Origin of the sequence: Uniformispora flossi, from assembly GCF_049534875.1 — a bacterium.
In the GTDB taxonomy this organism is placed as follows: Bacteria; Actinomycetota; Actinomycetes; order Streptomycetales; family Streptomycetaceae; genus Yinghuangia; species Yinghuangia aomiensis.
The window spans coordinates 166,330-188,886 of sequence record NZ_JBMULZ010000017.1 but is presented as its reverse complement, the minus strand read 5'-3'; the positions used below and the strand labels follow the sequence as shown (position 1 = coordinate 188,886).

Sequence of the window (22,557 nt, the reverse complement as noted above, 5' to 3'; positions counted from 1 at the left end):
TAGCTATCTTAGCCATGTAATACCAGCGCCCGAAGATGCGTGTCGCCCGAATGCGCCGGGCTGACTTCGGGTCAGTAGGTCCACTGCACGGGGCGGTCCATCAGCTCCGGGTAGCGGTGGCGCCAGTAGTTCTCGGCCTCGGCGAGGTGTTCGCGCATGGCCGTTTCGGCGCGGTCGGGATCACGCGCACGAAGCGCGTCGACGACGGCCTCGTGCGCGTCGGCGATGGCAGCCTGTTTGCGCGCCGAGTACTGCACACCGACCCGGACACCGTCCGCGATCGCGTGCAGCGTGTTGACGAAGACGTCCAGCACGACACTCTGCGCGGCCTCCGCGATCAGCGTGTGGAAACGCTGGTTCTCCGCGACGAAGACCTCGTGGTCGCCCGGGTCCGCGCGCAACGCCGCGATACTGGCGTCGAGTTCGTCCAACTCGCGGTCGCCGATGCGCTCCGCCGCGCGGCGCGCGATCATCGGCTCCAGCGCGGTGCGGGCGTCCGTGACATCACGGAACGACGCCCCCTCGACCTGGAGCACCAGGCTCAGAGCCTCGCTGAGGCTCGCCTTCGGCGGACGGCGAACGATCGGCCCACCCCCGGGCCCGGTCTTGAGAACGATCAACCCGCGGGTCTCCAGGAGCCGCAGCGCCTCGCGCACGGTCGGACGCCCGGCACCGTACCGGGCCATCATCTCCTGCTCATTGGGCAGGCGCTCGCCGGGACCCACCTCACCGGACAGAATCGGCTGCGCCAACACATGGGCGAGTCGCTGCGACGACTTCGGCGCACGCCAAGACGTCACAGCGGGGTTCTCGTCGGCGGTCTCGGCCATCGCGGCAGTATCCGGCGTCCCTGTTCGATCGGAGGATTCCTGTACAGGGATAGCGTAGCCGGAGCCCTCGGGGTACCCCGAGGGCTCGCGAGGCGGCGGGTCCGGCGGTCCGGCGGTATTTACGAGGTGTACGAACCGCCGTTGAGATGGAGCGTCTGGCCCGTGATCCACGAAGCCTCGTCCGATGCCAGGTAGGCGCACAGGGCAGCCGGGTCGTCCGGCACCCCGATACGGCCGACCGGCAGCCGAGCGGCCATCTCACGGGTATGGGTCGCCTCGCGGCCGCTCGCGGCCGGGTCGATGAGGCCGAGGGCGATCGTGTTGGCGGTGATCCCGTCGGCGGCATTCTCGACCGCCAAGTGCCGCATGAAGGCGATGGCTCCGCCCTTCGCCGCCGCGTACAGGGAGACCCCGATCGCCTGCCCGATCACGCCGGAGCCGGAGGCGATCGTGACGATGCGTCCGTGGCCGCGGGCCGCCATGCCGTCCAGAACCGCCTTGGCGCAGTTCATCACGCCGAACAAGTTGACCTCGGTGAAACGCCGCCAGTCGGCCGGGTCGGACTGGCGGAACGGGGTGGGCCGGAAAGCCCCTGATCCGGCATTGCCCGCGTTGTTGACCAGGATGTCGAAGGGCGCCACCTTGCGCTCGAACCCCCGCACCGCGTCGAGCACCGCTTCAAGATCCGTGACGTCGAAAGGCAGGGCGTACGCGGTGCCCCCCACGTGGCGAATCGCCTGGGTCGTTTCCTCTGCTCGGTCCTTGTCGATGTCGTTCACGGCCACACAGGCACCTTGGGCGGCCAGCACATGGGCGACACCGGCGCCGACTCCCTGGCCGGCTCCGGTGATGAGGGCGGTTTTACCGTGCAGCTCGAACACGTCGTACTCCGTGCGTCGTCGGGTGTCTGAGGCTTGCGGGATTTGCGGCTGTCACTCCGCGCCGGGGGCGAGCGCGTCGAGGATGGCGGCGGTGTGCTCGCCGTGCAGCGGCGGCGCCCGGCGGATCGGCGGGCGAACGCCGTCGATCCGCAGCGGCGAAGCCACCAGGCGGACGTCGCCCGCCGGATGGCCGACTTCGTGGACCAAGCCCACAGCGTCGAGGTGCTCGTCGCGGAAGACCTCGTCGATCCGGTTCACGGGGGCGCAGGCAATCCCTGCTTCGGCAAACCTGCGCTCCCAGGAACGCGTGGACGCGCCGATCAGCACCGCGGCAAGGAGGTCGTCCAGTTCCGCGCGGTGGGCGATCCGTGCCGGGTTGTCGGCGAAGCGGGGTTCGTCGGCCAGCGCCGGTCGCCCGATCGCGGCGCAGAGTGCCCGGAACTGCCGGTCGCTGGTGGCGCCGAGGACGAGTTCGCCGTCCGCGGTCGGGATCGGACCGTACGGTGCGACGTTGGGGTGCAGGTTCCCGAGCAGACCGGGAACGACGCCGCCCACCAGGTGGTTCGCCGCCTGGTTGATCAACGATGAGACCCCGCACTCGAACAACGGGACCTCGACCCGCGCGGCCTTGCCGTCGGCCTCCCTGCGGTGGCCGAGCAGCGCGCCGAGTGCGCCAATAGCGGCGTACAGGCCCGTCACCACGTCGACGATCGGCAGCCCCACCTTCGTGGGGCCGGTCAACGCATGACCCGTCACCGACATGATCCCGGACCGCGCCTGCGCCATGGCGTCGTATCCAGGCTGGTCACCCAGCGGGCCCGCCTCCGAAGCGCCGCGGATCGAGACCCAGACCGCTTGCGAGCTCGCGTCGCGCACGACGTCCAGGCCCAGCGAAACCAATTGCGGGGGAAGGAAGTTCTCGATCACCACGTCGGCTTCGGCGGCAAGCGCCCCGACCACTTCGCGGTCGTCGTCCCGGCGCAGGTCCAAGACCATGCCACGCCGGTTCCGGTTCACCGCGAAGTAGTACGCGGCGTCGGCCCCGTGGAACGGCGGGCCCCACCGCCGGGTCTCGTCCCCTTGCGGCGACTCGACCTTGATCACGTCGGCGCCGAGGTCGGCGAGCACCGTCGCGGCCAGCGGGCCGGCCAGAATCCGGGACAGGTCCAGCACCCGGACCCCGGCCAAGGGCAGCCGCGGGTCTTGGGCATCGGTGTCCTGAGGCCACGTCATACGCACTCCTCCTCCGAAGCGCCCGCGGGCCATCGAGACTGAGCCACGCGCTCATTCATAGCTATCATGGCTAGGTTTATAGAAGCCAGATCCCGGCGCTCTTTTTTCGCGTATCCGATACGCATAAACTGCGGCGCGCCTGCCTCGCGGGAGCTGTTACTCCGTCACCCGCGCACCGCCTTGTCGTGTCAGGAGCCGTTCTGTGATTCCATCCCCTCGGCGTGAGCCCGTCAATGCCGCCGTGCGTGCCCGGCGGCACGGGCTTGCCGACTTGCTGGCCCGGTCCGCGGTGCGTACGCCGGACAAGACCGCGATCGTGTACGGCGACCTGCGCCAGTCCTACGCCGACCTGGACGCGCTGGTCTCCCGTACCGCCGCCGGCCTCGCCGCCCGCGGCGTCGCCAAGGGCGACCGGGTCGTCCTGCTCGCCCGGAACTCGCACGGGTTCACGGTCGCGTACTTCGCGCTCGCCCGCATCGGCGCGGTGTCGGTGCCGGTCAACTTCATGCTCACCGCCCCCGAGGTCGCCTACGTCCTCACCCACGCCGGCGCCTCGGGTGTCATCGCGGGCGCCGACCTGGCCGCCACCGCGGACGCCGCCCTCGCCGAAGCAGGCCTCGACCCCGCGGCGCTGAAGGTCCACGCCGTGATCGGCGACGACCGGGTCGACGGCTGGGAACCCTTCACCACCTTCGGCACCTCCGACGCGCCGTGTCCGGACGTCGACCTGGACGACGACGACCCCGTCCAGATCATGTACACCTCCGGCACCGAGTCCCGCCCCAAAGGCGCCGTCATGACCAGCCGGAACCTCCTCGCCCAGTACACCACCGCGATCGTCGACGGCGGCATGACCGCCACCGACACCGAAATCCACGCCCTGCCGCTCTACCACTGCGCGCAGCTGCACTGCTTCCTCACGCCGGACGTCTACCTCGGCGCCACGTCGATCATCCTCCCGGCACCGGACGCCGCCACGATCCTCGCGACCATCGAAGCCGAAGGCGTCACCAAGCTCTTCTGCCCGCCCACCGTCTGGATCTCCCTGCTGCGGCACCCCGACTTCGACACCCGCGACCTGTCCACCCTCCGCAAGGGCTACTACGGCGCCGCCGCCATGCCCGTCGAAGTCCTCGCCGAACTCCGCCGCCGCCTCCCCGACCTGGCCCTCTACAACTTCTACGGCCAGACCGAGATGTCGCCGGTCGCCACGATCCTCGGCCCGGAAGACCAGGAGCGCAAAGCCGGCTCCGCGGGCCGCGCCGGACTCAACGTCGAAACCCGCGTCGTCGACGACGACGACCGGCCCGTCCCGCCCGGCACCGTCGGCGAGATCGTCCACCGCGGACCCCACACCATGCTCGGCTACTGGAACGACCCCGACCGCACCAACGAAGCCTTCCGCAACCAGTGGTTCCACAGCGGCGACCTCGGCACCCTCGACACCGACGGCTACCTCACCGTCGTCGACCGCAAGAAGGACATGGTCAAAACCGGCGGCGAGAACGTCGCGGGCCGCGAAGTCGAAGAAGTCATCCACACCCACCCCGCCGTCGCCGAAGCCGCCGTCTTCGGCATCACCCACCCCTACTGGATCGAAGCCGTCACCGCCGCCGTCGTCCTCAAACCCGGCGAACAAGCCCAGCCCGACGACATCACCGCACACTGCCGCGCCCACCTCGCCGGGTTCAAAGTCCCCAAATACGTCGTCGTCACCGACACACTCCCGAAGAACCCCAGCGGCAAAATCCTCAAACGCGAACTACGCAACACCTACGCACACTTGGCCGCAAGCGACTGATCGGAAGGACGCCCTTCATGCTCGTCTACGACGTCGACTCGCACTTCGAACCCGGCCCCGGCTGGCTCGACGAGTTCCCGGCCCTGCGCGACCGGCTCCCCGCGCTGCTCCCCCAGGACGAACCCGAGTTCGCGCTGGCGACGGCCAAGCACTTCGCCTACTTCACCTCGGACGGCATCCGGCAGCTCGCGCCCGCCGGGCGGCGCATTCCCCTGGACAGCTTCGTCACTCCGGCGTTGCAGGCGATGTACCCCGAGGGCCGGGGCGCGGCCATGATGAACGGCCACTCGCAGCATGCGACCCTGGATCCCGCGGCACGAGTGAAGACGCTGGACGCGCAGGGAATCGACGTGCAGAACGTCATCACCGGAGCCGGCTACACCCTCATGTCCACGCTGAGCGACCCGCAGCTCGCGCGCGACACCGCCTGCGCGTTGAACACCCACATGGCGGACGCCCTCGCCGAGCAACAGGGCCGACTGCTCCCGGTGACGGTGACGCACTTCGACGACCTGGACTGGGTCGTCGGGGAGCTGGCGCGGATGCGTGCGCGCGGCAGCCGGTCCTTCCACGTCACCACGGAATTCAGCAACGGGATCCCGCCGTTCCACCCGGACTTCGACAAGGTCTGGGCCGCCGCGACAGACCTCGGCATGGTCGCGGTGCTGCACGTCGGTCTCATGCCTCCGCGCTACCACGCCGCCTACGCGAACACCGACGACCCGTGGCTCGTCACCCGGATGAGCACCTGCCAGTCGTTCCAGGCCGCCCAGGTCTATCTCAACGCCCTGATCTTCGGCGGCGTCTTCGAGCGGCACCCGAACCTGACCGTGCTGCTGTGCGAAACCGGCATCGACTGGCTGGAGTTCGCGGTGAACAACATGGACGGCCGGGCCACGCCGGCCTCGGCCGCGCTGCTCGGCCCGTACGAGCTGCCCCTCAAGCCGAGCGAGTACATTCGCCGGAACGTCCGCATCAGCCCGCTGCCTCAGGCGGCCCAGACACCGGTGCGGCTGTTCGAGAAGCTGCCGGAGGTCGCGGTGTTCTCGTCGGACATGCCGCATTTCGAAGGCAACATCACTCCGGTCGACTTCTGGCGCGACGAGCTTTCCAAGGTCGACGAGGCAACATGGCGCTCGTTCGTCGGCGGCAGTATGGCCGACGCCTACGCCCGCTTGGGAGATCCGATCACCCCGACCGGCTGACCTCGGATGGTCCTGGTCGGCGCCGGCAGGCGCCTACCAGGGATCCGGGTTGCTGAACAGCGGGGACATCGGCGAGCCCTTCCGGGCACGCCTCGACCGCCGAGGTCCTGAGCGACCGCCGAGCGCCTCGATCGCAGCGATGGTGCTGTCGATCACCGTGTCGTAGAGCCGGTCGAACGCCGACGGCAGCTCGTCGACGATGCCGCCGATCTTGGCGCGCTCGGCGGCATCATGATCCCCCGCCGCATCCAGCGCGGCCTGGAGCACCGTCACGGTCTCCGTCGGGGGCCTACGCACGGCCGCCATCGACGCCTGGCCGACAATCGTGGTGCCGACCAGGGCGACGGCCAGCGCCTGGTCTTCCGCGCTCAGCCGCAACGGCTCCAGCACCTTCGTCAGGATGACGAACGACGGCAGCCAGGAGGGCTGGCGGGTGGAAACGATGTACGGCAGCAGCTGAGGGTACGGCCGCAGGCTCTCCATGCTCCGGACCATCCACTCCCGCAGTTGCTCCTGCCAGGTGTCGCCGGAAAGGGTAGTGATCGAGACCTCGAGATCTTCCGTGAGGCGCTCCGCCACCGCGTGCAGGAGGTCGTCGCGGTCCGGGAAGTAGCGATAGAGGGCCATCGGGGCCGAGCCGACGGCGTCCGCTACGGATTTGATGGTCAGCGATGCCTGAGCGTCCGCACGCACCAGCCCGGCTGCGGCCTCGACGATCAGCTCACGCGACAGCCGCCGGGGCCTGCCACGCCCACGGCGAGGAATGCCGTCAGATTGCTGCGTCATCGGACCTGTCCCCTCGGCCATGCCCTGATCAGGCAATACGTGCTCGTCCAGCATATGCGCCCGGTTTCATCGGCCGGCCTGCCACGACGGCATCAACGTTGCCGACGACACAGGGATCTGCACGTGCGTGACATCGCCGTGGCCTGTCAGGTTCCAGTAAGCATGCTGGGTCGGGTTGACGACCGTCGTGCGGTCGGTCGAGGCCCGGTAGTCGACACTGAAGCCGCCCAGCCGGTCGATGCTGTAGGTGACTTCCATGTCGAGCGTCTTCCGCAGCGGCGCGAGGCGATTCGCCACGGCAACGAGGGCTCCCCGGGGCGTATCCCGGGGAGCCCTCGCCGTGCGTGCTGCGGGTCCTGTCCGCACGTCAGAAGATCCTGACCGCCGGCCCGCCCATCGCGGCCACGAGCAGGGCCACGAGGGGAACGACGGCCACCAGGGTCCGCCGGACGTTGCGTGCGGTGAGGGAGAATCCCCAGTCGACCTGGAAATTCACCCGAAGGCCCTTCTTGTTCGTCTTGTTCGTCTTGTTCGCCGGATTCTTCGCCATGACACCTCCTCGGAGTCTCGTCGGGGGCACTGCTTCCACCCTTGACGTTAGGCCGCGGGAATAGCCCGAGACAGAGATAGTCGGGCCGGAGAATGCGCAGGGTCGCCGGCTGCCGAATGGCGAACTCCGGCACCGGGAAACGGACGTTCGTCGACCTTGAGAGCCGCGTGATACTGCGGAACGTACGGTTCAGACCGCCAATACCCGGACCGGGAACATCTCCCCGGGGCCCGGCTCCGCGGCGCCGGGCAACCCGACCGGGACACCGCCGCTCTCCACCCAAGCGTGGAAGCGGTACGGGTCGGTGAACGCCCCCAGGCACCAGTCGAGCCGCCGCCGCCGCACCGCGGCCAGCAGCACCGCGGCCAACGACGCCTCCAGGCACGCGGCCCGGCCCGGGAACCTCCGTGCCGCGCTCTGGACCGCGGCCAGCAAGTGCTCGGCGCGGCACACCGGTTCGGCGGTACGGCACCAGCGTCCGCGCGTGGCGCGCACGACCCGGAGCTGCGCCGCGAACGGCAGCCTGACCAGCAGCACCGCCCCGAGCAGGGCGACGGCGGCCGCGGCCACCATCAGGCGGCCGGGCCCGCGCGGTGCGGCGGCGCGTTCTCCGGACACGGACACGGCCGCGGGCGCGGGCGCGGGCGCGGGCGCGGGCGCGATCGGCGGCATCGACGGTTCCGGAGTCTGAGCCGGTGCCGACACCGAGGTCGGCGTCGAGGTCCGCACCGATACCGATATCCGAGCCGGCGCCGCCGCCCGCGCACCGCGTGCCGCCGAGGCGGCTCCCGCCGCGGACACCAGCCCCCGCCCGGTGAGTTCCGCGTGCAAGGCCAGGGCGTCCGCGGCCACCCGCTCGCGCGGGACGCCGGGCGCCGCCGCCGCGACCGCCGCGATGCTGTCGTCCAGACCGCGGCCCGCCGCCCACTGCGCCCAGAACGCCGCACCTCCGGCGTTGAGCACGGACCACTGCCCCGACGAGGCGTCGAGGATCACCAGTCCGCCGTCGGCACCTTCTTGGTAGTGCACATGGCCGGGAATCCGCACTGCGCCTCCTCGATGTCCTGCCCGGGGGTATCCCGCTCGATGTCCCGCAGCCACACCTCGGCGGCCACCACCTGCCGGACCGCACCCAGCGGTGCCGCGAGCCCGGCGGCCATCCGCTCGATGCCGCGCAGCACCGCACATGGTTCCACCACGCCGAGGTCCGCCAGCCGCGAGTCCTCGAAGAGCCGGCGCAACGCGGGCGCGGCCAGCCGGACTCCCAGGTACTCCTCGCGCGTGTAGTCGCCCTTCGCCCGGGGGGCGAACACCTCGTCCGGCACCATGCCGCGCAGTGCCGCCGCGAGCAGCGGTTTGGCCGCGTGCGGGTCGGCCCGGTGCGCGGGCCGTACGCGCAGCGCGGCGCGCAGCACGGTGTCGTCCAGGTAGGGCGCGTGTACGTCCACGCCCGCGGCGCCGCCGAGTTCGCGCAGGTGGCGCTGGGTCTCCGCGGACTGCCGCAGCTCGGCGGCGGTGGCCGCGTCGGCGGGGCCCCACCCTTCCGGCACGGCGGCGGCGGTGCGCGGATCGCCGATCACGTCGGCCAACTCCGCGCGGAGCGGCGGCGTGAGCCAGCCCGCGGCCTCACGCGACCACGGCCACCAGGCGATACCGTCCGCCCAGGTCCCGGCCCGACCCGTCGCGGCGGCTCCGCCCAGCGTCGTGTGCCGCAGCTCGTGCGCCAACTCGGCGAGCGCCGTGCGCGCGTCCGTCCTCGCGGTACGCCGGGCCCGACCGGCGAGGGTGAGCGCCGAGGTGTCGTGGCGCCGGGCCTGGGCGAGGCAGTGCCGGGCGAACGTCCGCGGTGGCCCGGACCGGGACAGGTCCGCGAGATAGGCGGGGGAAACACCCGCCACGGCGTCGCCGCCCTCTCCGGTGAGGTGGACGCCGTCGCGGACTGTCGCGCGCAGGCGCAGCAGCGAGCGGTGCGCGGCGAGGCGGCCCGCGTCCGGGCCGTGGTCGCCGAGTCCCGCGGCAGCGCGTCCCGTTGCCGTCCCCGACGGGTCCGCCGTCTCGCGCGGAGCCGTCACCGGGGACACTCCGGCGTACGGCAGGCTCCCGGCCGCACCCGCGACGACGGTGAGCGCCAGCCGCCCGTCGAGGGCGGCGAGGCGTTCGGCGTCGGCCAAGTCGCCTGCCGGGGCGTGCGGGTGGTGGTAGGCGATCGCGCGCACGGGGCGGCCGCCGGGCTGCCGGGCCGCCAGGAAGGCGAGGGAGGTGGAGTCGAGTCCGCCGCTGAGGTCCGTGCCGGTCTCGGTGCCGATGCCGCACCGGGCGGCCACCGCGGTGTCGAGGGCCTCGCGCAGCTCGGCCGCCCCCGAGGCGAAGTCCGCGAACCCCGCCGAGCCCGCGGAATCCGGGGGGCTGAGCGGGAGTCCGTCCCCGATATCGGCCAGCGGCCGGACGTCGCGGTAGGCGGAGCGTGTGCCGCGGACCGGTAGTAATTGCGGGCAGACCAGGGACGCGGCGAGCGCGACGGGGTCGGGCAGGCGCCCTTGCAGCCGGGCCAGCAGTCCGGCGTGCGTGCCGATCAGTGTGTGCCCGTCCGCGACGGAGATATGGAAGGCGAACTGCCCGGCCATATCGCCGCGTACGACCGGCGTCCCCATCCCGGCGCCGGTCCCGCTCCCGCTCCCGACGAGCACGGTCGCGTACGTCCCCGCCCATGGGTAGCGGGCCTCGCGCTCGGCCGCCCGGTCGACTGCGGTGCGGAAGTCCCGGGAGATCCGTTCAGGAGATTCCAGGCAGTGCCCGAGCACCAGCAGGCGCCGGCCCGCGTGCGCGGCAGTGCGTACATGCCCCGGCCGCCAGTTCCCGTAGCGGCGCAGCCACGGCAGGTCGGGCCATACCGGCATGCCGGGCAACACCGGGGCGGGGCCCACGCCTCCGGGCAGCAGCACGATCACCCCGGGCGGCCCCGCGTCCGCGGCGGTGCCCGGCGCGTTCACCCGTAGTAGTACTGGGAATTGGCGTCGGCTTTGCCGCTCGACGAACTCCCTTTCGTGAGATCGCGGACATGTCCGATCTCGACGAAAAGCGGCGGCGTATACGCGGCGGCGGATTCCCCGCCGTCCGCGACGGAATCGGTGCGCAGGGCTGCCTCCGTCGGCGTCGCGGTGCCGGCGGATGGCGCCCGGGCCGGGTCCTGGGCAGTCCACATGCGTCGACGATAACAACTGGCGGAACGTGCCCGGAAGTTCCCGCGCAGTTTCGTGCGAAGCAATTTCCGCGGCCCGGCGCGACGGTGAAAAGCGTACGGAAAAACCCTGTGACAATACGCCGATACTGCGAATCGCAGTGTCGGCACCTCCGGTTCTCAGGGTGCCTGAGCGGTGAACCAGGCGCCCTGGATGCCCATGATCAGTGCGCCGCGCGCCGAGGGTTCGACGAGCCCGGACACCGCGACGGAGAACTTGTCGTGCCCGGTGGCCGCCCGCATCGCGCGGTTGCGGACCGCGCGTTCCAGGTCGCCGAGGACCAGGTCGCCGGCCTTGGCGAAGCCGCCGCCGATGACCACCTTCGTCGGGTTCAGGACGTTGCAGACGTTCCCCAGCGTGTCGCCGAGCATCACCGCCGCCTCGTGCAGGACCCGCAGGCAGACCAGATTGTTCGCGGTCGCCAGGGCGATCAGTTCGGCGAGCGTGTTCGGCTGCTGGATGGTGGGCAGGCCGGTAAGCGCCGCGCGCGCTTTGCGGACCAGCGCATTGGCCCCGATCACGGTCTCCAGGCAGCCGCGTCCGCCGCATTGGCAGTACTCGCCGCGGGGTTCCACGAACGTGTGGCCGATCTCGCCGGCCGCGCCGCGCTCGCCGCGGATCACCTGGTTGCCGACCACGAGGCCGGCGCCGACGCCGGTGGACACCTTCACGTACAGCAGGCTCTCGCCCTCGTGCCCGCCTTCGACGGACTCGGCCAGGGCGGCCAGCGTCGAGTCGTTGTCCAGCTTGACCTGGTGGCGGGCCCGCAAGGAGTCCGCCGAGGCGTCCGCGCGCAGCTTGGCCTGCAACTGCGCGGCCGGGTCGTCCCTTTCGGTCCACGGCGGCACGGCGGGCGGTGTCAACCTCCCGGTGGTCGGGTCGACCACGCCGGTGACGCCGAGGCCGACGGTGACAATGTCGTCCTCGTCCAAGCCGAGTTGATCGATCGCGGCACGGATGTTCTTGCGTACCTCCGCGGTCCAGGTGGCCACGCCGTCCCGGGCGCCCCGGGTGCCGGGCACGAACACCGTCTCGGCGTCCGGCTGGTGGATCGGCCGTGCCGCGACGGTATGCGACTGGAAGCCCAGCTCGACGCCCACCGCCACCCCGGGCACCGCCGCGAGCGCGACCCGCACGTCGCGGCCCTGGGTCCGGCGGGTCACCAGGCCCAGGCCTTCGAGTTCGGCGAATATCGGACCGGCGTTGGTGGGCGACATGTGCGTGAACTCGGCGACTTCGCGCTGGTTGCCGTTCTTGATCATCAAGGTCCGCAGCAGCTTCTGCCGACTGGTCGGCTCTTGGCCCTCCGGGACGACAAGCAACTCGTACAGATCAGGCACCAGACCCCCCGATGTTCGGCGACGCTGCGATCCGTACGGATCCCGTCCCTGCGACCAGGTTATTGCTTCGATCCGAACGGTGGAGAGGTTGCACGGAGTTCCCGATCCGGCGATTGCGCGCAACCTCGTCCCCGCGGCCTGCCCGCTCCTGGTGAGCGTTCTCGGGGGCACGTCCGCCTGCGGGCCTCCGTCGTCGGACGCGTACGGCCGACTGGCCGTGACTGGCCTGGAAGAGCCTGGCCGCCGCCGACGGGCCGGACGCGCCGCCGTCCGACCTCCAGGAGCGCGCCCAGCGCATGCGTGGGCGCCCCGACGACGGTGATGCCGACGACGCGGCCGCAGCCATGACGCTGGTGAACCGGGGCCCTTCGCCGTTCTACGGTGTGGGCTCGCCAGGGAAGTCGGTGATGTGGGCGATGGACGGGTGAGGCGTCCAGCCCGTGGCTGCGCTTCGGGGGTACCAGCGTTCCGACCATGCGCCGGTGAAGCGGCGGCCCGGCGGGTCGGCACGTACCGAGAAATCGCCCCAGGGGACGTTGCCGCAGTAGTAGTTGGCGCCGAGGATGTCGGCGGCTCCGTAGCGGACGAGGCCTGCTTCGTCCTTGAGGTATGTACCGAGGTGCAAGTACGTGCGGTCGAGCCAGCGGCCGGCGCCCAGCCAGCTGCCGCTGCTCAGGGTGGCGCGGACGCCGAATCCGGGTGTGCCGTGGTCGGTCCTGACCGCGTACTCGTTCATGGCCGGGCCCGCGCGCTCGATATGGCGCGCCAGCGGCTGGTAATGGGGGGTGACTCCGCCGGGGACGTGGACCCATCGTTCGTGCGCGTCGCCGGCGAGTGTCATCTCGGTTGGTACGTCGGGCCCGGGGGCGGGCTGGGGGCCGGGTTCGGTGCCTGGGGCAGCGCCGGGGGCGGTGCGGACGCGCAGGTGCAGGAACGCGCCGGCCTGCTCGCCGTTGCCGGTGATCGCAGCGGCATGTGCGATCAGCTCCTCCTCGCTGCCTCCTCGTTGGAACGCCTCGCCGAAGTACCGGTACGGCCCGGACGCGCCCACGCTCGGGCCGGTCCTGGTGATGGCCACCATCGGCGTCGGCGCGGCCATCAGCGCCGGATCGTCGCTCAGCTTCCTCGGCCTCGGACCGCAGCCTCCGGCCGCCGAATGGGGCGCGATGCTGTCCGCCAGCCGCTCGTACTACTCCGTCGCGTGGTGGCCTGCGGTATTCCCCGGACTCGCCATCACCGCCACCGTCCTCGCGGTGACCGTCACCGGCCAGTACCTGCAACTCCGCGTCGAAGGGCGGACCCCGCAATGACCACCAGCCATTCCCCGGTACCGGATTTCCCGGCGGCGCGGCACGCCACCGAACCCGCTCCGGCGGGCGGGGCCTCCTCCGGGGACGCCGAGCCCGCACCGCTGATCGACGTCCGCAACCTCACCGTCGCGTTCGGCAGCACCCGCAAACCCGTCGAGGCGGTCCGCGGCATTTCGCTGACCGTGCCCCCCGGCGGGTCCGTCGCCTTGGTCGGCGAGTCCGGGTCGGGCAAGAGCGTCACCGTACGCAGCCTGGTCGGTCTGCCGGGTCGCGGCGCCCGGGTGGCCGCGGACCGCCTTGCCGTCGACGGGTACGACGTGCGCGGCTGGACCGAGCGGCGCTGGCGGCAACTGCGCGGCCGACGCATCGGTTTCGTCCTCCAGGACGCCCTGGTGTCGCTCGACCCGGCGCGTACCGTCCGCGCGGAGATCGCCGAGAGCCTGCGCGCGCACCGCGTCGTGCCGCGCGCACGCGAAGCCGGGCGGGTGGTGGAACTGCTGCGCGACGTCGGCGTTCCCCAGCCCGAAGCGCGCGCCGCGCAGTATCCGCACCAGCTGTCCGGCGGGCTGCGGCAGCGCGCGCTGATCGCGTCCGCCCTGGCCGCGGACCCGGCGCTGCTGATCGCCGATGAGCCCACCACAGCCCTCGACGTCACCGTGCAGGCGCAGATCCTCGACCTTCTCGCGCGGCGCCGCGCGGCCGGCACGGCGCTGCTGCTCATCAGCCACGACCTGGCCGTCGTCGCGCAGGTCGCCGACCACGTCTTGGTCATGAAAGACGGCGAGGTCGTCGAGTCGGGCCCCACGCGCCGCGTCCTCTCCGACCCCCAACACGCTTATACCAAAAGGCTGTTGGCAGCAGTTCCGGTCGCCCACGCGCGCGGCACGCGACTGTCCCCGCCGGAGGAAGCCCCTTCGGTCGAGAGTACCGCGACGGCCGTGTCGGCCGGAGGTGGCCGTCCCGCGGCGGAGGTTCCGCGCGCCGCGGCCGGGGCCGTCGTGCTGCGCGCCGACGGCCTGGTCAAAACGTTCCGGCTGCCCGGCGGCCACGGCGTGCTCCGCGCCGTCGACGGTGTGTCGTTGACGCTGCGCGCCGGACGGACGCTCGGCATCGTCGGCGAGTCGGGGTCCGGCAAAACCACCGCCGCACGGATCCTGCTCGGTCTCGAACAACCCGACTCCGGCTCCGTCGAGATCGACGGCGTGCGGTGGACGGACGCCGACGAGCGCACCCGCCGCACGCTGCGCCGCCGCATTCCGGTGATCTACCAGGATCCGCTCGGCTCGTTCGACCCGCGGTACCCCGTCGGCCGCATCATCGCCGAACCGCTGGCGGTCACCGGCATCTCGCGCGCCGCACGCAAGGCCCGGGTTCGCGAGTTGCTCGACCAGGTCGGGCTGCGCCGGAACCTGGTGGACCGGAGGCCCTGGGAGCTGTCCGGCGGGCAGCGCCAGCGCGTCGCCATCGCCCGTGCCCTGGCGCCGCGGCCTCGCGTCATCGTCTGCGACGAGCCGGTATCCGCGCTCGACGTGTCCATCCAGGCCCAAGTTCTCGATCTGCTCGCCGATCTCCAGGTCGAACTGGGCGTCGCCTACGTGTTCATCTCGCACCACCTCGGCGTGATCTACCACGTCAGCGACGAGGTCGCGGTGATGAAGGACGGCGCGGTCGTCGAGTCCGGCGACGTCGAGCGCCTGTTCGCGGCGCCGCAGCACCCGTACACCCGGACCCTGCTCGCCGCCGTGCCGACCCTCGACGGCGCCGCGCTCCGCCCCCGCGACCGGACGGCGGCGGGACCGAAGCCTGCGCAAATCTGAGCAGTACCGCCATGAGCCGCATCCCCCCATCGCCGTCCTCGACCTGTCGTCGGGGCGCTCATGGTCCAACCGGCTGTATGAGCCGGCCTCCCGGCACACGGGATCCTGCGCGGGCGGCGGTCGGTTGGCGGGCAGGGCGTGGGTGCCGGGTATTACGTCCGCCCAGGTCAGGAGGCATGTCGGTATTCGTGGAGGGTTCCGCCGAGTCGGTCGTGTCGGCGTATGCCGAGGTGCGCGATGCGTTCGAGGGCGGTGGTCGGATACGGCAGCGCGCCGCCGGGCGGGATGGCGTCTGATCACGGCGGTTCCTCGAACCCACGGAGACGAGCCGCGCATCCTGGCAGCTCCGGCCCGCCGCCCGCCCCAGGGGCCGATCGCCCCGCGCGTCGCTCAGAGTTCGACGACGATCTTGCCGTGCACATGTCGGTCGGCCTGCTCGGTGACGGCCTCGCGCAGTCGTTCGACGGGGAAGGTGCCTGCGATCGGCACGGTGATCTTCCCGGTCGCGACGGCCTCGGCCACTCGGTCCAGATCCTCCGGGCTCGCGTCATATCCTCCGGCGGCGCGGGCGCCGCCGGGCGGGGTGGGACCGGCCGCGATGGCGGAGATGCGCTCGGGGGCGACGCCGAGCTCGAGCGCGGCCTCGACGGTCTCGGTGCCGTAGAGGTCGGTCGCCGCCGTGACGCCATCCGGGGCCATCGCGCGCACCCGGTCGACCAGGCCGGGCCCGTAGGTCACCGGTTCCACGCCGAGTTTCCGCAGGAAATCGAAGGTGCCTTCCGACGCCGTGCCGATCACCCGGGCCCCGGCGAGCCGGGCGAGTTGGACGACGAAGACGCCGACGCCGCCGGCCGCCCCGCCGACGAGAAGCGTGTCGCCTTCCTTCAACCCGATGGCCGCGAGGGCGGCGGCGGCCGTCAGCCCGGCCACGCCGAGCGTCGCGGCGACCGTGTCGTCCACGCCGTCCGGCGTGTGCCGCACGCTGTCGGGCGTGACGAGCCCGACGACGGCCAGGTCGGCGGCGGCCCGGCCGGTCGCCACGCCGAACACGCGGTCGCCGACGACGAAGTCGGTGACGCCGTCGCCGACCTCGTCGACCGTCCCCGCAAAGTCGCCGGCGAAGCCGGACGGCAGAGTGAGGCCGAACTGCCGGGCCAGGTCGGGCCTGGCCGCGAGGGCCCAGTCCATCGGGTTGAGCCCGAAGGCGGCGACCCGAACACGCACCTGCCCAGCACGCGCGTGCGGCTCCGGCACCTCACGCAGGTCCAAGACCTCGGGTCCTCCGAACGTGTCGTACATGACCGCACGGCTCATGGCACACCTCCACAGTGACGAGGTCTCCCGACACCGGCCCCTGACGGGACCCGGCGATGAGACCCAGTGATGAGACTTAGTCCCATCACTGTACCCCAGTGACGGGACCAAGTCCCGTAAGCTGGTCTCATGCCACGCTGGGAACCGAACGCCGCCGACCGACTCGCCGACGCCGCCCTCGACCTGTTCGCCGAACGCGGATACGAGGACACGACCGTCCTCGACATCGCGCGCCGCGCCGGACTCGGCAAGAGCACGTTCTTCCGGCACTTCCAGGACAAGCGCGAAGTACTCTTCCGCGCCGACGGGATCACCACCCCCGTGGTCGACGCCGTCGCGACCGCCCCCGCCGGCGCCGGCCCCTTCGACGCGCTCGCCCTCGGCCTCGACGCACTCGGCCGGGAGGTCTTCACCCCGGAGCGGCGCCCCTTCGCCATCCGGCGCGGCGCGGTCGTCGACGCCCACCCCGAACTCCGCGAGCGCGAGGCCCTCAAAATGCTCGGCTTCACCACCGCGATAGCCGACGCCGTCGCGGCCCGCGGCGCCCCCGCCCTCACCGCGCGCGTCACCGCCGAACTCGGCGCGATCGCGGTGCGTATGGCCTACGAACGCTGGATCCTCCCGGACACCGCCGACGACTTCGGCCCGCTCGCGCGCCGCGCACTGGCCGACGTCCGCGCCGCCGCGGCCGGCTGACCACGACCCGACCGACCACACCGGCGTTCGGTGCCCGGTCCTCGGTCCTCGGTCCTCGGCGCGACGGGACCGTCCCGGGTCGGTCGGCGCGAACACGCCGAATTTCCGCCGCGAAGTCTGCCGGAAACAGGCAGTGTTCCCCAGCCGATCGGTCGCGAGACTGGCCGGGCGAGGCAGCGCGCGATCCGAGGGAGGCCTATGACGCCACGCGACCCGAGGACTCCCCGGCGCTTCGGCAGCGTGCGCGGCATGCTCGTCGCGTGGCTCGTATGTCTGCCAGTCGCGTTCCTGTTCACGCAGCTCACCCGGGACGTGCCGGTGCGCAGCGCGATGGCCGCCGGCGCCGCGCTCGACCGCTACGGCGAGCGCGGCACGGTCACCGTGACCCATGACAAGGTCGTCCGGCAGAAAAGCGGTAGCACGCGGCACTGCTTCGGGGAGTTCCGGCCGCGCGACGGCGGCCCGGTGGTGACCGGCGTCCGCGTCCGCCTGAACGGCCGGTGCACGCCGGGCCGCGAGGTGGACGTGCGCTTCCTGCCGAAGCACACGAACACGTGGCTCATCCCCACCCGGCAGGACACCGCCTATGCCGGCACCGGGGCCGGGGAAGCTATCGCCATCACCCTCTTCATGGGTCTGTTCTGTCTACTGATCGGCGGCCCGTTCGTGGTGTGCGCGGCGGCGTTCCCGGCTCTCGTGGCGACCACCCTCGCGCGACGGGCTCGCTCGGCGCGGGCGGCACCGCCCCCTTGAGGAAGTCGATCAGCCTCTCTCTCGCGCATCGGTTCGGCAGGTCGACGCCAGAGCCGTCGGGCTGTCTCTCCGGTCCGCTTCCAGTCGGCTCGCGCAAAGGTTCCGTGACGAGCGGCGGCGATCCCGTCGTACGGGTCGAGCCGTGTCGGCGGGAGGTAATGCGCCCCGACGTGATCACGAGGGCCCGGCGGTGCCCTTGAAGGTGGCGACCGGCTGTGCGTGACTGGGAGGAGCAACAGCGGCCTGGCCGACAACGAGGTGACCCGCATGGGATTCATCGGCACAGTGGGGCTGGTGCTCCACCCCGAGCGCACCTGCGCGCCCACCGTGGAGGCCGTGGTCAGGTGGAGCAGGGCCCGGGGGACGAAGGTCCTGGGGCTGGCGGCGGAGGTGGCCCGGATCGGCTGCGAAGCCATTCCCGTCGAGGCCGAGGAGATGGCCGCGAGCGCCGACCTGATGATCAGCCTCGGCGGGGACGGCACCATGCTGCGCACCATGCGACTCGCGACCGAGGGCCACGCACCGGTCCTGGGCGTCAACGTCGGACGCCTGGGCTTCCTTGCCGAGGTCGACATACCGGAACTGCCGGCCGCGCTGGACGCCATCGACGCCCAACGCTTCACGGTGGAGGTCCGCTCCGGCGTCCGCGCCCGCTTTGGCTCCGCCGAGGAAACGGCACTCAACGACGTCGTGCTCCTGCGCAGTCCGGGACACAAGTCCGCGGCGGTCGCCGTTCGGGTCCAGAGCCAGCCCTTCGTGGCCTACACCGCCGACGCGGTCGTCGTCGCCACGCCGACCGGCTCCACCGCATACAGCTTCTCCGCCGGCGGCCCGATCGTCTCCCCGAACGCGGAGGGGCTGCTGATCACCCCCGTGGCTCCGCACGCCACCTTCAACCGCTCCGTCTTCCTCTCCAGCAGCGAGCAGCTCGAGCTGGAAGTCCTGCCGCACAGCGGCGACCTCGCCATCGAGGCCGACGGCCTCCTGGTCGGCCACGTCGCACCGGGCGACACCGTGCACGTGACCATGCTGCCCGCCGCCGCACGCGTCGTCCGACTCGGCCACACCACGTTCTACCAGCGGGCCCAGCGCAAACTCCGGCTCACCGGCTCGGCGGAACACAGCTGACCTTCCCGTCGCACGTGGGCCGCGGCAGGCGGGGGTCCTCGCCCACCGGGCTCGCCCCTGCCTCGCCTACCACGTCACCGAAGCGGCAGACGGCGGGTGGACCCTGATGGCGGCCTCGATCCGCTACCTCGACAGCACGGTCAAGCAGAACGGCACGTGGATCTTCGCCGAGCGGCAGCTGAGGGTCGACTGGACCGAGACCCGCCCCAACCATCCCTGACCAAGGCGCCCGAGTGCGCCGCGGGCGGGCTGCCGCTCGCTTGATCGAGGGATCTGCCGGCGGGCCCAGGCCTCCTCGAGGCTTCGACGTAATCGAGCACGTCCGATTTGTGGCTCCGCGAGGCCGACGTCGGGGACGTCGAAGCCTTCGCATCGCGCCACGATGCGGGACGGGCGGCGGCACAAAGGACGCGAAGCCGTCGCCCACTACCGAACCTCGCCTCGCTTATCGATATTCGATAGATTACCATCGTCATTCGATGGGAGGATCGGCCATGGGGAAGCTTACGGTGCGCGCGCTCCACGCCGTGCTCGCAGTGGTGCTCACCGGAAGCGTGCTCGTCCAGGTCTTGATGCTGTGGGTGTTGGTCGGTGGGAAGGATCAGGAGGACGGCTCGCTCCCGCTGACCCCGCTGCGCCTGATCACGATCCTGGGCATCGGCACGGCCCAGGTCGCCATGGGCTGCATCTGGCGGCTCGTGACGATGGTGCGACGCGGAACCGTGTTCTCCCACGCCGCCTTCCGTTACGTGGACGGCATCATCGGGGCCGTCGTCGCGGCCGCGCTCGTGTGGTTCGCGGCAACTGCGGTGAACGCGCCCGGCCAGCGGGATGACCCGGGCGTCACCGGCATCATGGCCGGGATCGGTGTGGCCATTCTGGGCGTCGCGCTCATCGTGCTCGTCCTGCGCACGCTGCTCGCCCAAGCCGTCGCCCGCGACGTCGAAGCAGCCCGGATGCGGGCCGAATTGGACGAGGTCATCTGATGCCGATCGCCGTCGACATCGACGTGATGCTCGCCAAGCGGAAGATGTCCGTGGGCGAACTCGCGGACCGCGTAGGGATCACGCCCGCCAACCTCGCGGTACTCAAGAACGGCCGCGCCAAGGCCGTGCGCTTCACCACGCTCGCCGCGCTGTGCGAGGCACTCGACTGCCAACCAGGCGACCTGCTTCGCTGGGAGCCCGAGGACACCGCGGCTGAATAAACCGCGCGTCATCGCCGATCCGGCCGCGGCGGCAGCCGCGGACTTCGACGGCGGGCATGGGACCTCGCCCCGCCATGGCACCCGCAGCGCGGCGCCGTCGTCGGTCTCACGGACATCGCCCTGCACGTCGGCGAAATCTCGCGCGAGGCCATCGCGTTCGCGGACGCCGTGCCCTGGCACAGTCAGTCGACGGAGCGGGAGGCCCGTACGGTTCGTCGAACCGGGAGCCGGACGCCATCAAGGCGGCGCGCGAACAACCGGCGATCCGGCGGGGTTGCGCAGCAGATCGGGTCGGATCAGCGGGTCGGCGACACAGCGTTCGGCCGCGACGAGCAGAGCGGCGAAGCCGACTCCGGCGGGGTCCGCCGAGGGTGACGGGGCAATCCAGTCAAAGCGGTGCGAAGTTGTAGCGGGGCCGCGGACGCCGTCCGTCAGTCGGGCTGTTCCAGCGCGGTTCGAGCCCACCGATTCGGACATGGGTGGATGGCGTGGGTGGACGGGATCAGCGGACCTCGGCCGCGTCGATCCGCCGCCGTTCGAAGACCAGCCGGACGGCCGCCGATCCCTCGCCGACGGCGGCGGCGACACGCTTCACGCTCCCGCTGCGGGCGTCCCCGACGCAGAACACGCCGGGCACGCTGGTTTCGAAGGACAGGGGGGCGCGATCGCCTGTCCACGCCTCCCCCAGGTCGTGCCCGGTGAGCAGGAACCCCGCACGGTCCGTGGCCAATTCGTCGACGAGCCAGGCAGTGCACGGCGTCGCGCCGATGAAGACGAAGACCGCGGCGATATCCAGCACGCGGTTCCGTGCCGTCGCCCGGTCGACAACCTCCAGGCCGGTAATCGAGGCGTCCGCTTCCAAGGCGACCGCCTCGGTTCGCAGATGCACCCGGATGCGCGGGTTCGCCGTGATCGCGTCGATCAGGTACCGGGACATCGAGTGCGCCAAGTCGGAGCCGCGCACCAGCAGGTGGACGGGTTCCGACGTCCGTGCCAGGAACATCGCGGCCTGCCCGGCGGAGTTCGCCCCGCCGATGACGGCGACCGGGCGCCCCGCGGCGTGCTGGGCCTCGGCCACCGTCGCGGCGTAGTGGACGCCGTTGCCTTCCCAGGGTCCGGTCCCGATCACCGGCAGGCGCCGATACTCGGCACCGGTGGCGATGATGACGTCACGGGCCTTGAACACCCGCCCGTCGTCCAGCGTGACGCAGTGCCTGCCCGCGCGGGTCCCGAAGGCGACCGCCCGGGCATTCCGGTGCAGCCGCACGCCGAACTTCGCCGCCTGCACGGCACCACGAGCGGCCAGCTCCGCGCCGGAGAGGCCGGCCGGGAATCCGAGGTAGTTCTCGATCCGGGACGACGTGCCGGCTTGACCGCCGAAGGAAGCCGAGTCCAGGAGAACCGTCCCCAGCCCTTCTGATGCTCCGTACACCGCCGCCGCCAAGCCGCCGGGTCCGCCGCCGACGACCAGCAGATCACACACCTCGCCGTCGCCCTCGTCCGCGTCGGCGGGGGGCTCGCCGAACTCAGCCGCGAGGTCGGCCGGCTGCGGGTTGCGCAGCATCGGCCGCCCGGGAACGAGGACGATGGGCAAGTCCGCCACCGGCACGTGGAGCTCCCGCAGAAGGGCTTCAGCGTCCGAGTGGTCTTCCAGGTCCAGCCAGGTCACCCCGGTCCGGTTGAGCGAGAACGCCTGCAGCAACGTGCGACAGCGCTCGTCGTACCGCGAGCCGATGACCGTAACGCCGGCACCCTTGCGCACCAGGTTCGCTCGTCGTTCCAGAAAGGTACGCAGGATGTAGTCGCTCAACGCCGCGTCCTGGGCGACGAGGGTCTGGATGCGGTCCACCGGCACCCGCAGGATCCGCCCGGCGACCCGCATGACCCCGGAGAAGCGGGCGCGCTCCCCGGTGAGCATGCCGATCTCGCCCAGGAACTCCGCGGGGCCGTACGAGGCCACCACCCGCTCGTCACCTGCGCCGAGCCGCTCGACGACGTCCGCGCTGCCGTCGAGGACGACGAAGAAGTCGTACGACGCATCCCCCGCCGCGAACAGCGTCTCCCCCGCCGCCGCGGGGCGCCGCTCCCCCAGGGCCGCGAGGGTGTCGAGCTGATCGCCGGTCAAGGGAGCGACCGGGGTCCAGGCCGGATTCTCGTCGGGCACAACGTCCATCTTGCCGCCCTTCCGCCGGGAACGCCCTGCGACCGCTATCCGTCTCCGGCCGCGGTGCCGAGGGCACCCGGCCAACGCCCCTGCGGCCATCGGCCCGCGTGACCTGCACCAATGGATCCGGCCGCGGGGTGCATCGGCTCCTTGGCATCACCCTTGGCCTGCTCCGGTCGCGGGGGGGGGGGGGGGCGGCACAGGGCCGTCCAACCCCCCGACCGCGCCGGGCTCCGACGAGGGCGGCGGCCGCCCCCCCCCGGGAAGCGCCCGGGGGGGGTGTGGTGGGTTATCCCGGAGGGG

22 protein-coding genes are annotated in these 22,557 nt (G+C 71.6%); 9 read left to right on the top strand and 13 right to left on the bottom strand.

Annotated features, from left to right (window positions below; all coding sequences use genetic code 11):
* Positions 1 to 71: 71 nt before the first annotated feature.
* The 3 genes from ACPA54_RS30475 to ACPA54_RS30465 all read right to left on the bottom strand — a co-directional run bounded on the left by ACPA54_RS30475 (position 72) and on the right by ACPA54_RS30465 (position 2,944).
* Positions 72 to 830 (bottom strand): FadR/GntR family transcriptional regulator, encoded by a 759-nt coding sequence (locus tag ACPA54_RS30475; protein WP_423534618.1) that lies wholly within the window; start codon positions 828 to 830, stop codon positions 72 to 74.
* Positions 831 to 949: 119 nt separating this feature from the next.
* Positions 950 to 1,711 (bottom strand): SDR family NAD(P)-dependent oxidoreductase, encoded by a 762-nt coding sequence (locus tag ACPA54_RS30470; protein ID WP_423534617.1) that lies wholly within the window; start codon positions 1,709 to 1,711, stop codon positions 950 to 952.
* A 51-nt stretch (positions 1,712 to 1,762) separates the two neighbouring features.
* Positions 1,763 to 2,944 (bottom strand): CaiB/BaiF CoA transferase family protein, encoded by a 1,182-nt coding sequence (locus tag ACPA54_RS30465; RefSeq protein ID WP_423534616.1) that lies wholly within the window; start codon positions 2,942 to 2,944, stop codon positions 1,763 to 1,765.
* 202 nt (positions 2,945 to 3,146) lie between these two features.
* Here ACPA54_RS30465 and ACPA54_RS30460 point away from each other — a divergent pair, with 202 nt between their 5' ends.
* Together ACPA54_RS30460 and ACPA54_RS30455 are read left to right on the top strand one after the other, a co-directional pair.
* Complete coding sequence (locus tag ACPA54_RS30460; RefSeq protein ID WP_423534615.1) at positions 3,147 to 4,745, top strand: fatty acyl-CoA synthetase; 1,599 nt, start codon at positions 3,147 to 3,149, stop codon at positions 4,743 to 4,745.
* Positions 4,746 to 4,762: 17 nt separating this feature from the next.
* Positions 4,763 to 5,950, top strand: coding sequence for an amidohydrolase family protein (locus tag ACPA54_RS30455; RefSeq protein WP_423534614.1), 1,188 nt, complete (start codon positions 4,763 to 4,765; stop codon positions 5,948 to 5,950).
* Between the two features lie 33 nt (positions 5,951 to 5,983).
* Here ACPA54_RS30455 and ACPA54_RS30450 read toward each other — a convergent pair whose 3' ends face one another.
* The 8 genes from ACPA54_RS30450 to ACPA54_RS30415 form a co-directional block, all read right to left on the bottom strand.
* Positions 5,984 to 6,790, bottom strand: a complete 807-nt coding sequence (locus tag ACPA54_RS30450; protein ID WP_423534613.1) for a TetR/AcrR family transcriptional regulator — start codon at positions 6,788 to 6,790, stop codon at positions 5,984 to 5,986.
* 12 nt (positions 6,791 to 6,802) lie between these two features.
* Entirely contained in the window at positions 6,803 to 7,033 is a 231-nt protein-coding gene (locus ACPA54_RS30445) for an aldose epimerase family protein (RefSeq protein ID WP_423534612.1), read from the bottom strand.
* 70 nt (positions 7,034 to 7,103) lie between these two features.
* Positions 7,104 to 7,286: a hypothetical protein gene (locus ACPA54_RS30440; RefSeq protein ID WP_423534611.1), complete on the bottom strand. Its 183-nt coding sequence runs from the start codon at positions 7,284 to 7,286 to the stop codon at positions 7,104 to 7,106.
* Between the two features lie 189 nt (positions 7,287 to 7,475).
* Positions 7,476 to 8,315 carry a lasso peptide biosynthesis B2 protein gene (locus ACPA54_RS30435; RefSeq protein ID WP_423534610.1) on the bottom strand — a complete coding sequence of 280 codons (840 nt, stop codon included), beginning with the start codon at positions 8,313 to 8,315 and terminating at the stop codon, positions 7,476 to 7,478.
* A complete protein-coding gene (locus ACPA54_RS30430) occupies positions 8,279 to 10,276 on the bottom strand; it encodes an asparagine synthase-related protein (RefSeq protein ID WP_423534609.1) in 1,998 nt (665 codons plus the stop codon). Before ACPA54_RS30430 ends, ACPA54_RS30435 begins: the two co-directional genes overlap by 37 nt.
* Entirely contained in the window at positions 10,273 to 10,488 is a 216-nt protein-coding gene (locus ACPA54_RS30425) for a lasso RiPP family leader peptide-containing protein (RefSeq protein WP_423534608.1), read from the bottom strand. Before ACPA54_RS30425 ends, ACPA54_RS30430 begins: the two co-directional genes overlap by 4 nt.
* A 156-nt stretch (positions 10,489 to 10,644) precedes the next feature.
* The gene (locus ACPA54_RS30420; RefSeq protein WP_423534607.1) at positions 10,645 to 11,865 is read right to left on the bottom strand and encodes an ROK family transcriptional regulator; all 1,221 of its coding nucleotides are present in this window, start codon (positions 11,863 to 11,865) and stop codon (positions 10,645 to 10,647) included.
* Positions 11,866 to 12,241: 376 nt separating this feature from the next.
* Positions 12,242 to 12,964: a hypothetical protein gene (locus tag ACPA54_RS30415; RefSeq protein WP_423534606.1), complete on the bottom strand. Its 723-nt coding sequence runs from the start codon at positions 12,962 to 12,964 to the stop codon at positions 12,242 to 12,244.
* On the opposite strand from ACPA54_RS30415, the gene ACPA54_RS30410 reads away from it, so the two are divergent.
* Positions 12,936 to 13,175, top strand: a complete 240-nt coding sequence (locus ACPA54_RS30410) for a hypothetical protein (protein WP_423534605.1) — start codon at positions 12,936 to 12,938, stop codon at positions 13,173 to 13,175. The genes ACPA54_RS30415 and ACPA54_RS30410 overlap by 29 nt on opposite strands.
* Positions 13,172 to 14,992 (top strand): dipeptide ABC transporter ATP-binding protein, encoded by a 1,821-nt coding sequence (locus ACPA54_RS30405; protein ID WP_423534604.1) that lies wholly within the window; start codon positions 13,172 to 13,174, stop codon positions 14,990 to 14,992. Before ACPA54_RS30410 ends, ACPA54_RS30405 begins: the two co-directional genes overlap by 4 nt.
* Before the next feature lie 390 nt (positions 14,993 to 15,382).
* Here ACPA54_RS30405 and ACPA54_RS30400 read toward each other — a convergent pair whose 3' ends face one another.
* Positions 15,383 to 16,306 (bottom strand): NADP-dependent oxidoreductase, encoded by a 924-nt coding sequence (locus tag ACPA54_RS30400; protein WP_423534603.1) that lies wholly within the window; start codon positions 16,304 to 16,306, stop codon positions 15,383 to 15,385.
* 129 nt (positions 16,307 to 16,435) lie between these two features.
* Between ACPA54_RS30400 and ACPA54_RS30395 the strand changes: the two genes are divergently transcribed.
* From ACPA54_RS30395 to ACPA54_RS30375, 5 genes are all read left to right on the top strand, one after another.
* Complete coding sequence (locus ACPA54_RS30395; RefSeq protein WP_423534602.1) at positions 16,436 to 17,002, top strand: TetR/AcrR family transcriptional regulator; 567 nt, start codon at positions 16,436 to 16,438, stop codon at positions 17,000 to 17,002.
* Between the two features lie 198 nt (positions 17,003 to 17,200).
* Complete coding sequence (locus ACPA54_RS30390; RefSeq protein WP_423534601.1) at positions 17,201 to 17,755, top strand: hypothetical protein; 555 nt, start codon at positions 17,201 to 17,203, stop codon at positions 17,753 to 17,755.
* 219 nt (positions 17,756 to 17,974) lie between these two features.
* On the top strand, positions 17,975 to 18,883 hold the full coding sequence (locus ACPA54_RS30385) for an NAD(+)/NADH kinase (protein WP_423534600.1): 909 nt from the start codon (positions 17,975 to 17,977) through the stop codon (positions 18,881 to 18,883).
* A 494-nt stretch (positions 18,884 to 19,377) separates the two neighbouring features.
* A complete protein-coding gene (locus tag ACPA54_RS30380; RefSeq protein ID WP_423534599.1) occupies positions 19,378 to 19,869 on the top strand; it encodes a DUF2975 domain-containing protein in 492 nt (163 codons plus the stop codon).
* Positions 19,869 to 20,090 (top strand): helix-turn-helix domain-containing protein, encoded by a 222-nt coding sequence (locus ACPA54_RS30375; protein WP_423534598.1) that lies wholly within the window; start codon positions 19,869 to 19,871, stop codon positions 20,088 to 20,090. Before ACPA54_RS30380 ends, ACPA54_RS30375 begins: the two co-directional genes overlap by 1 nt.
* Before the next feature lie 502 nt (positions 20,091 to 20,592).
* Here the strand turns inward: ACPA54_RS30375 and ACPA54_RS30370 are convergent.
* Positions 20,593 to 22,263: an FAD-dependent oxidoreductase gene (locus ACPA54_RS30370; RefSeq protein ID WP_423534597.1), complete on the bottom strand. Its 1,671-nt coding sequence runs from the start codon at positions 22,261 to 22,263 to the stop codon at positions 20,593 to 20,595.
* Positions 22,264 to 22,557 lie beyond the last annotated feature (294 nt).

Coding starts and splice junctions, on each gene's coding strand:
- ACPA54_RS30475 (WP_423534618.1), bottom strand. CDS start 830: ATGGCCGAGACCGCCGACGAGAACCCCGCTGTGACGTCTTGGCGTGCG.
- ACPA54_RS30465 (WP_423534616.1), bottom strand. CDS start 2,944: ATGACGTGGCCTCAGGACACCGATGCCCAAGACCCGCGGCTGCCCTTG.
- ACPA54_RS30455 (WP_423534614.1), top strand. CDS start 4,763: ATGCTCGTCTACGACGTCGACTCGCACTTCGAACCCGGCCCCGGCTGG.
- ACPA54_RS30450 (WP_423534613.1), bottom strand. CDS start 6,790: ATGCTGGACGAGCACGTATTGCCTGATCAGGGCATGGCCGAGGGGACA.
- ACPA54_RS30440 (WP_423534611.1), bottom strand. CDS start 7,286: ATGGCGAAGAATCCGGCGAACAAGACGAACAAGACGAACAAGAAGGGC.
- ACPA54_RS30425 (WP_423534608.1), bottom strand. CDS start 10,488: ATGTGGACTGCCCAGGACCCGGCCCGGGCGCCATCCGCCGGCACCGCG.
- ACPA54_RS30410 (WP_423534605.1), top strand. CDS start 12,936: ATGGCCACCATCGGCGTCGGCGCGGCCATCAGCGCCGGATCGTCGCTC.
- ACPA54_RS30415 (WP_423534606.1), bottom strand. CDS start 12,964: ATGGCCGCGCCGACGCCGATGGTGGCCATCACCAGGACCGGCCCGAGC.
- ACPA54_RS30405 (WP_423534604.1), top strand. CDS start 13,172: ATGACCACCAGCCATTCCCCGGTACCGGATTTCCCGGCGGCGCGGCAC.
- ACPA54_RS30400 (WP_423534603.1), bottom strand. CDS start 16,306: ATGAGCCGTGCGGTCATGTACGACACGTTCGGAGGACCCGAGGTCTTG.
- ACPA54_RS30395 (WP_423534602.1), top strand. CDS start 16,436: ATGCCACGCTGGGAACCGAACGCCGCCGACCGACTCGCCGACGCCGCC.
- ACPA54_RS30390 (WP_423534601.1), top strand. CDS start 17,201: ATGACGCCACGCGACCCGAGGACTCCCCGGCGCTTCGGCAGCGTGCGC.
- ACPA54_RS30380 (WP_423534599.1), top strand. CDS start 19,378: ATGGGGAAGCTTACGGTGCGCGCGCTCCACGCCGTGCTCGCAGTGGTG.
- ACPA54_RS30375 (WP_423534598.1), top strand. CDS start 19,869: ATGCCGATCGCCGTCGACATCGACGTGATGCTCGCCAAGCGGAAGATG.
- ACPA54_RS30370 (WP_423534597.1), bottom strand. CDS start 22,263: ATGGACGTTGTGCCCGACGAGAATCCGGCCTGGACCCCGGTCGCTCCC.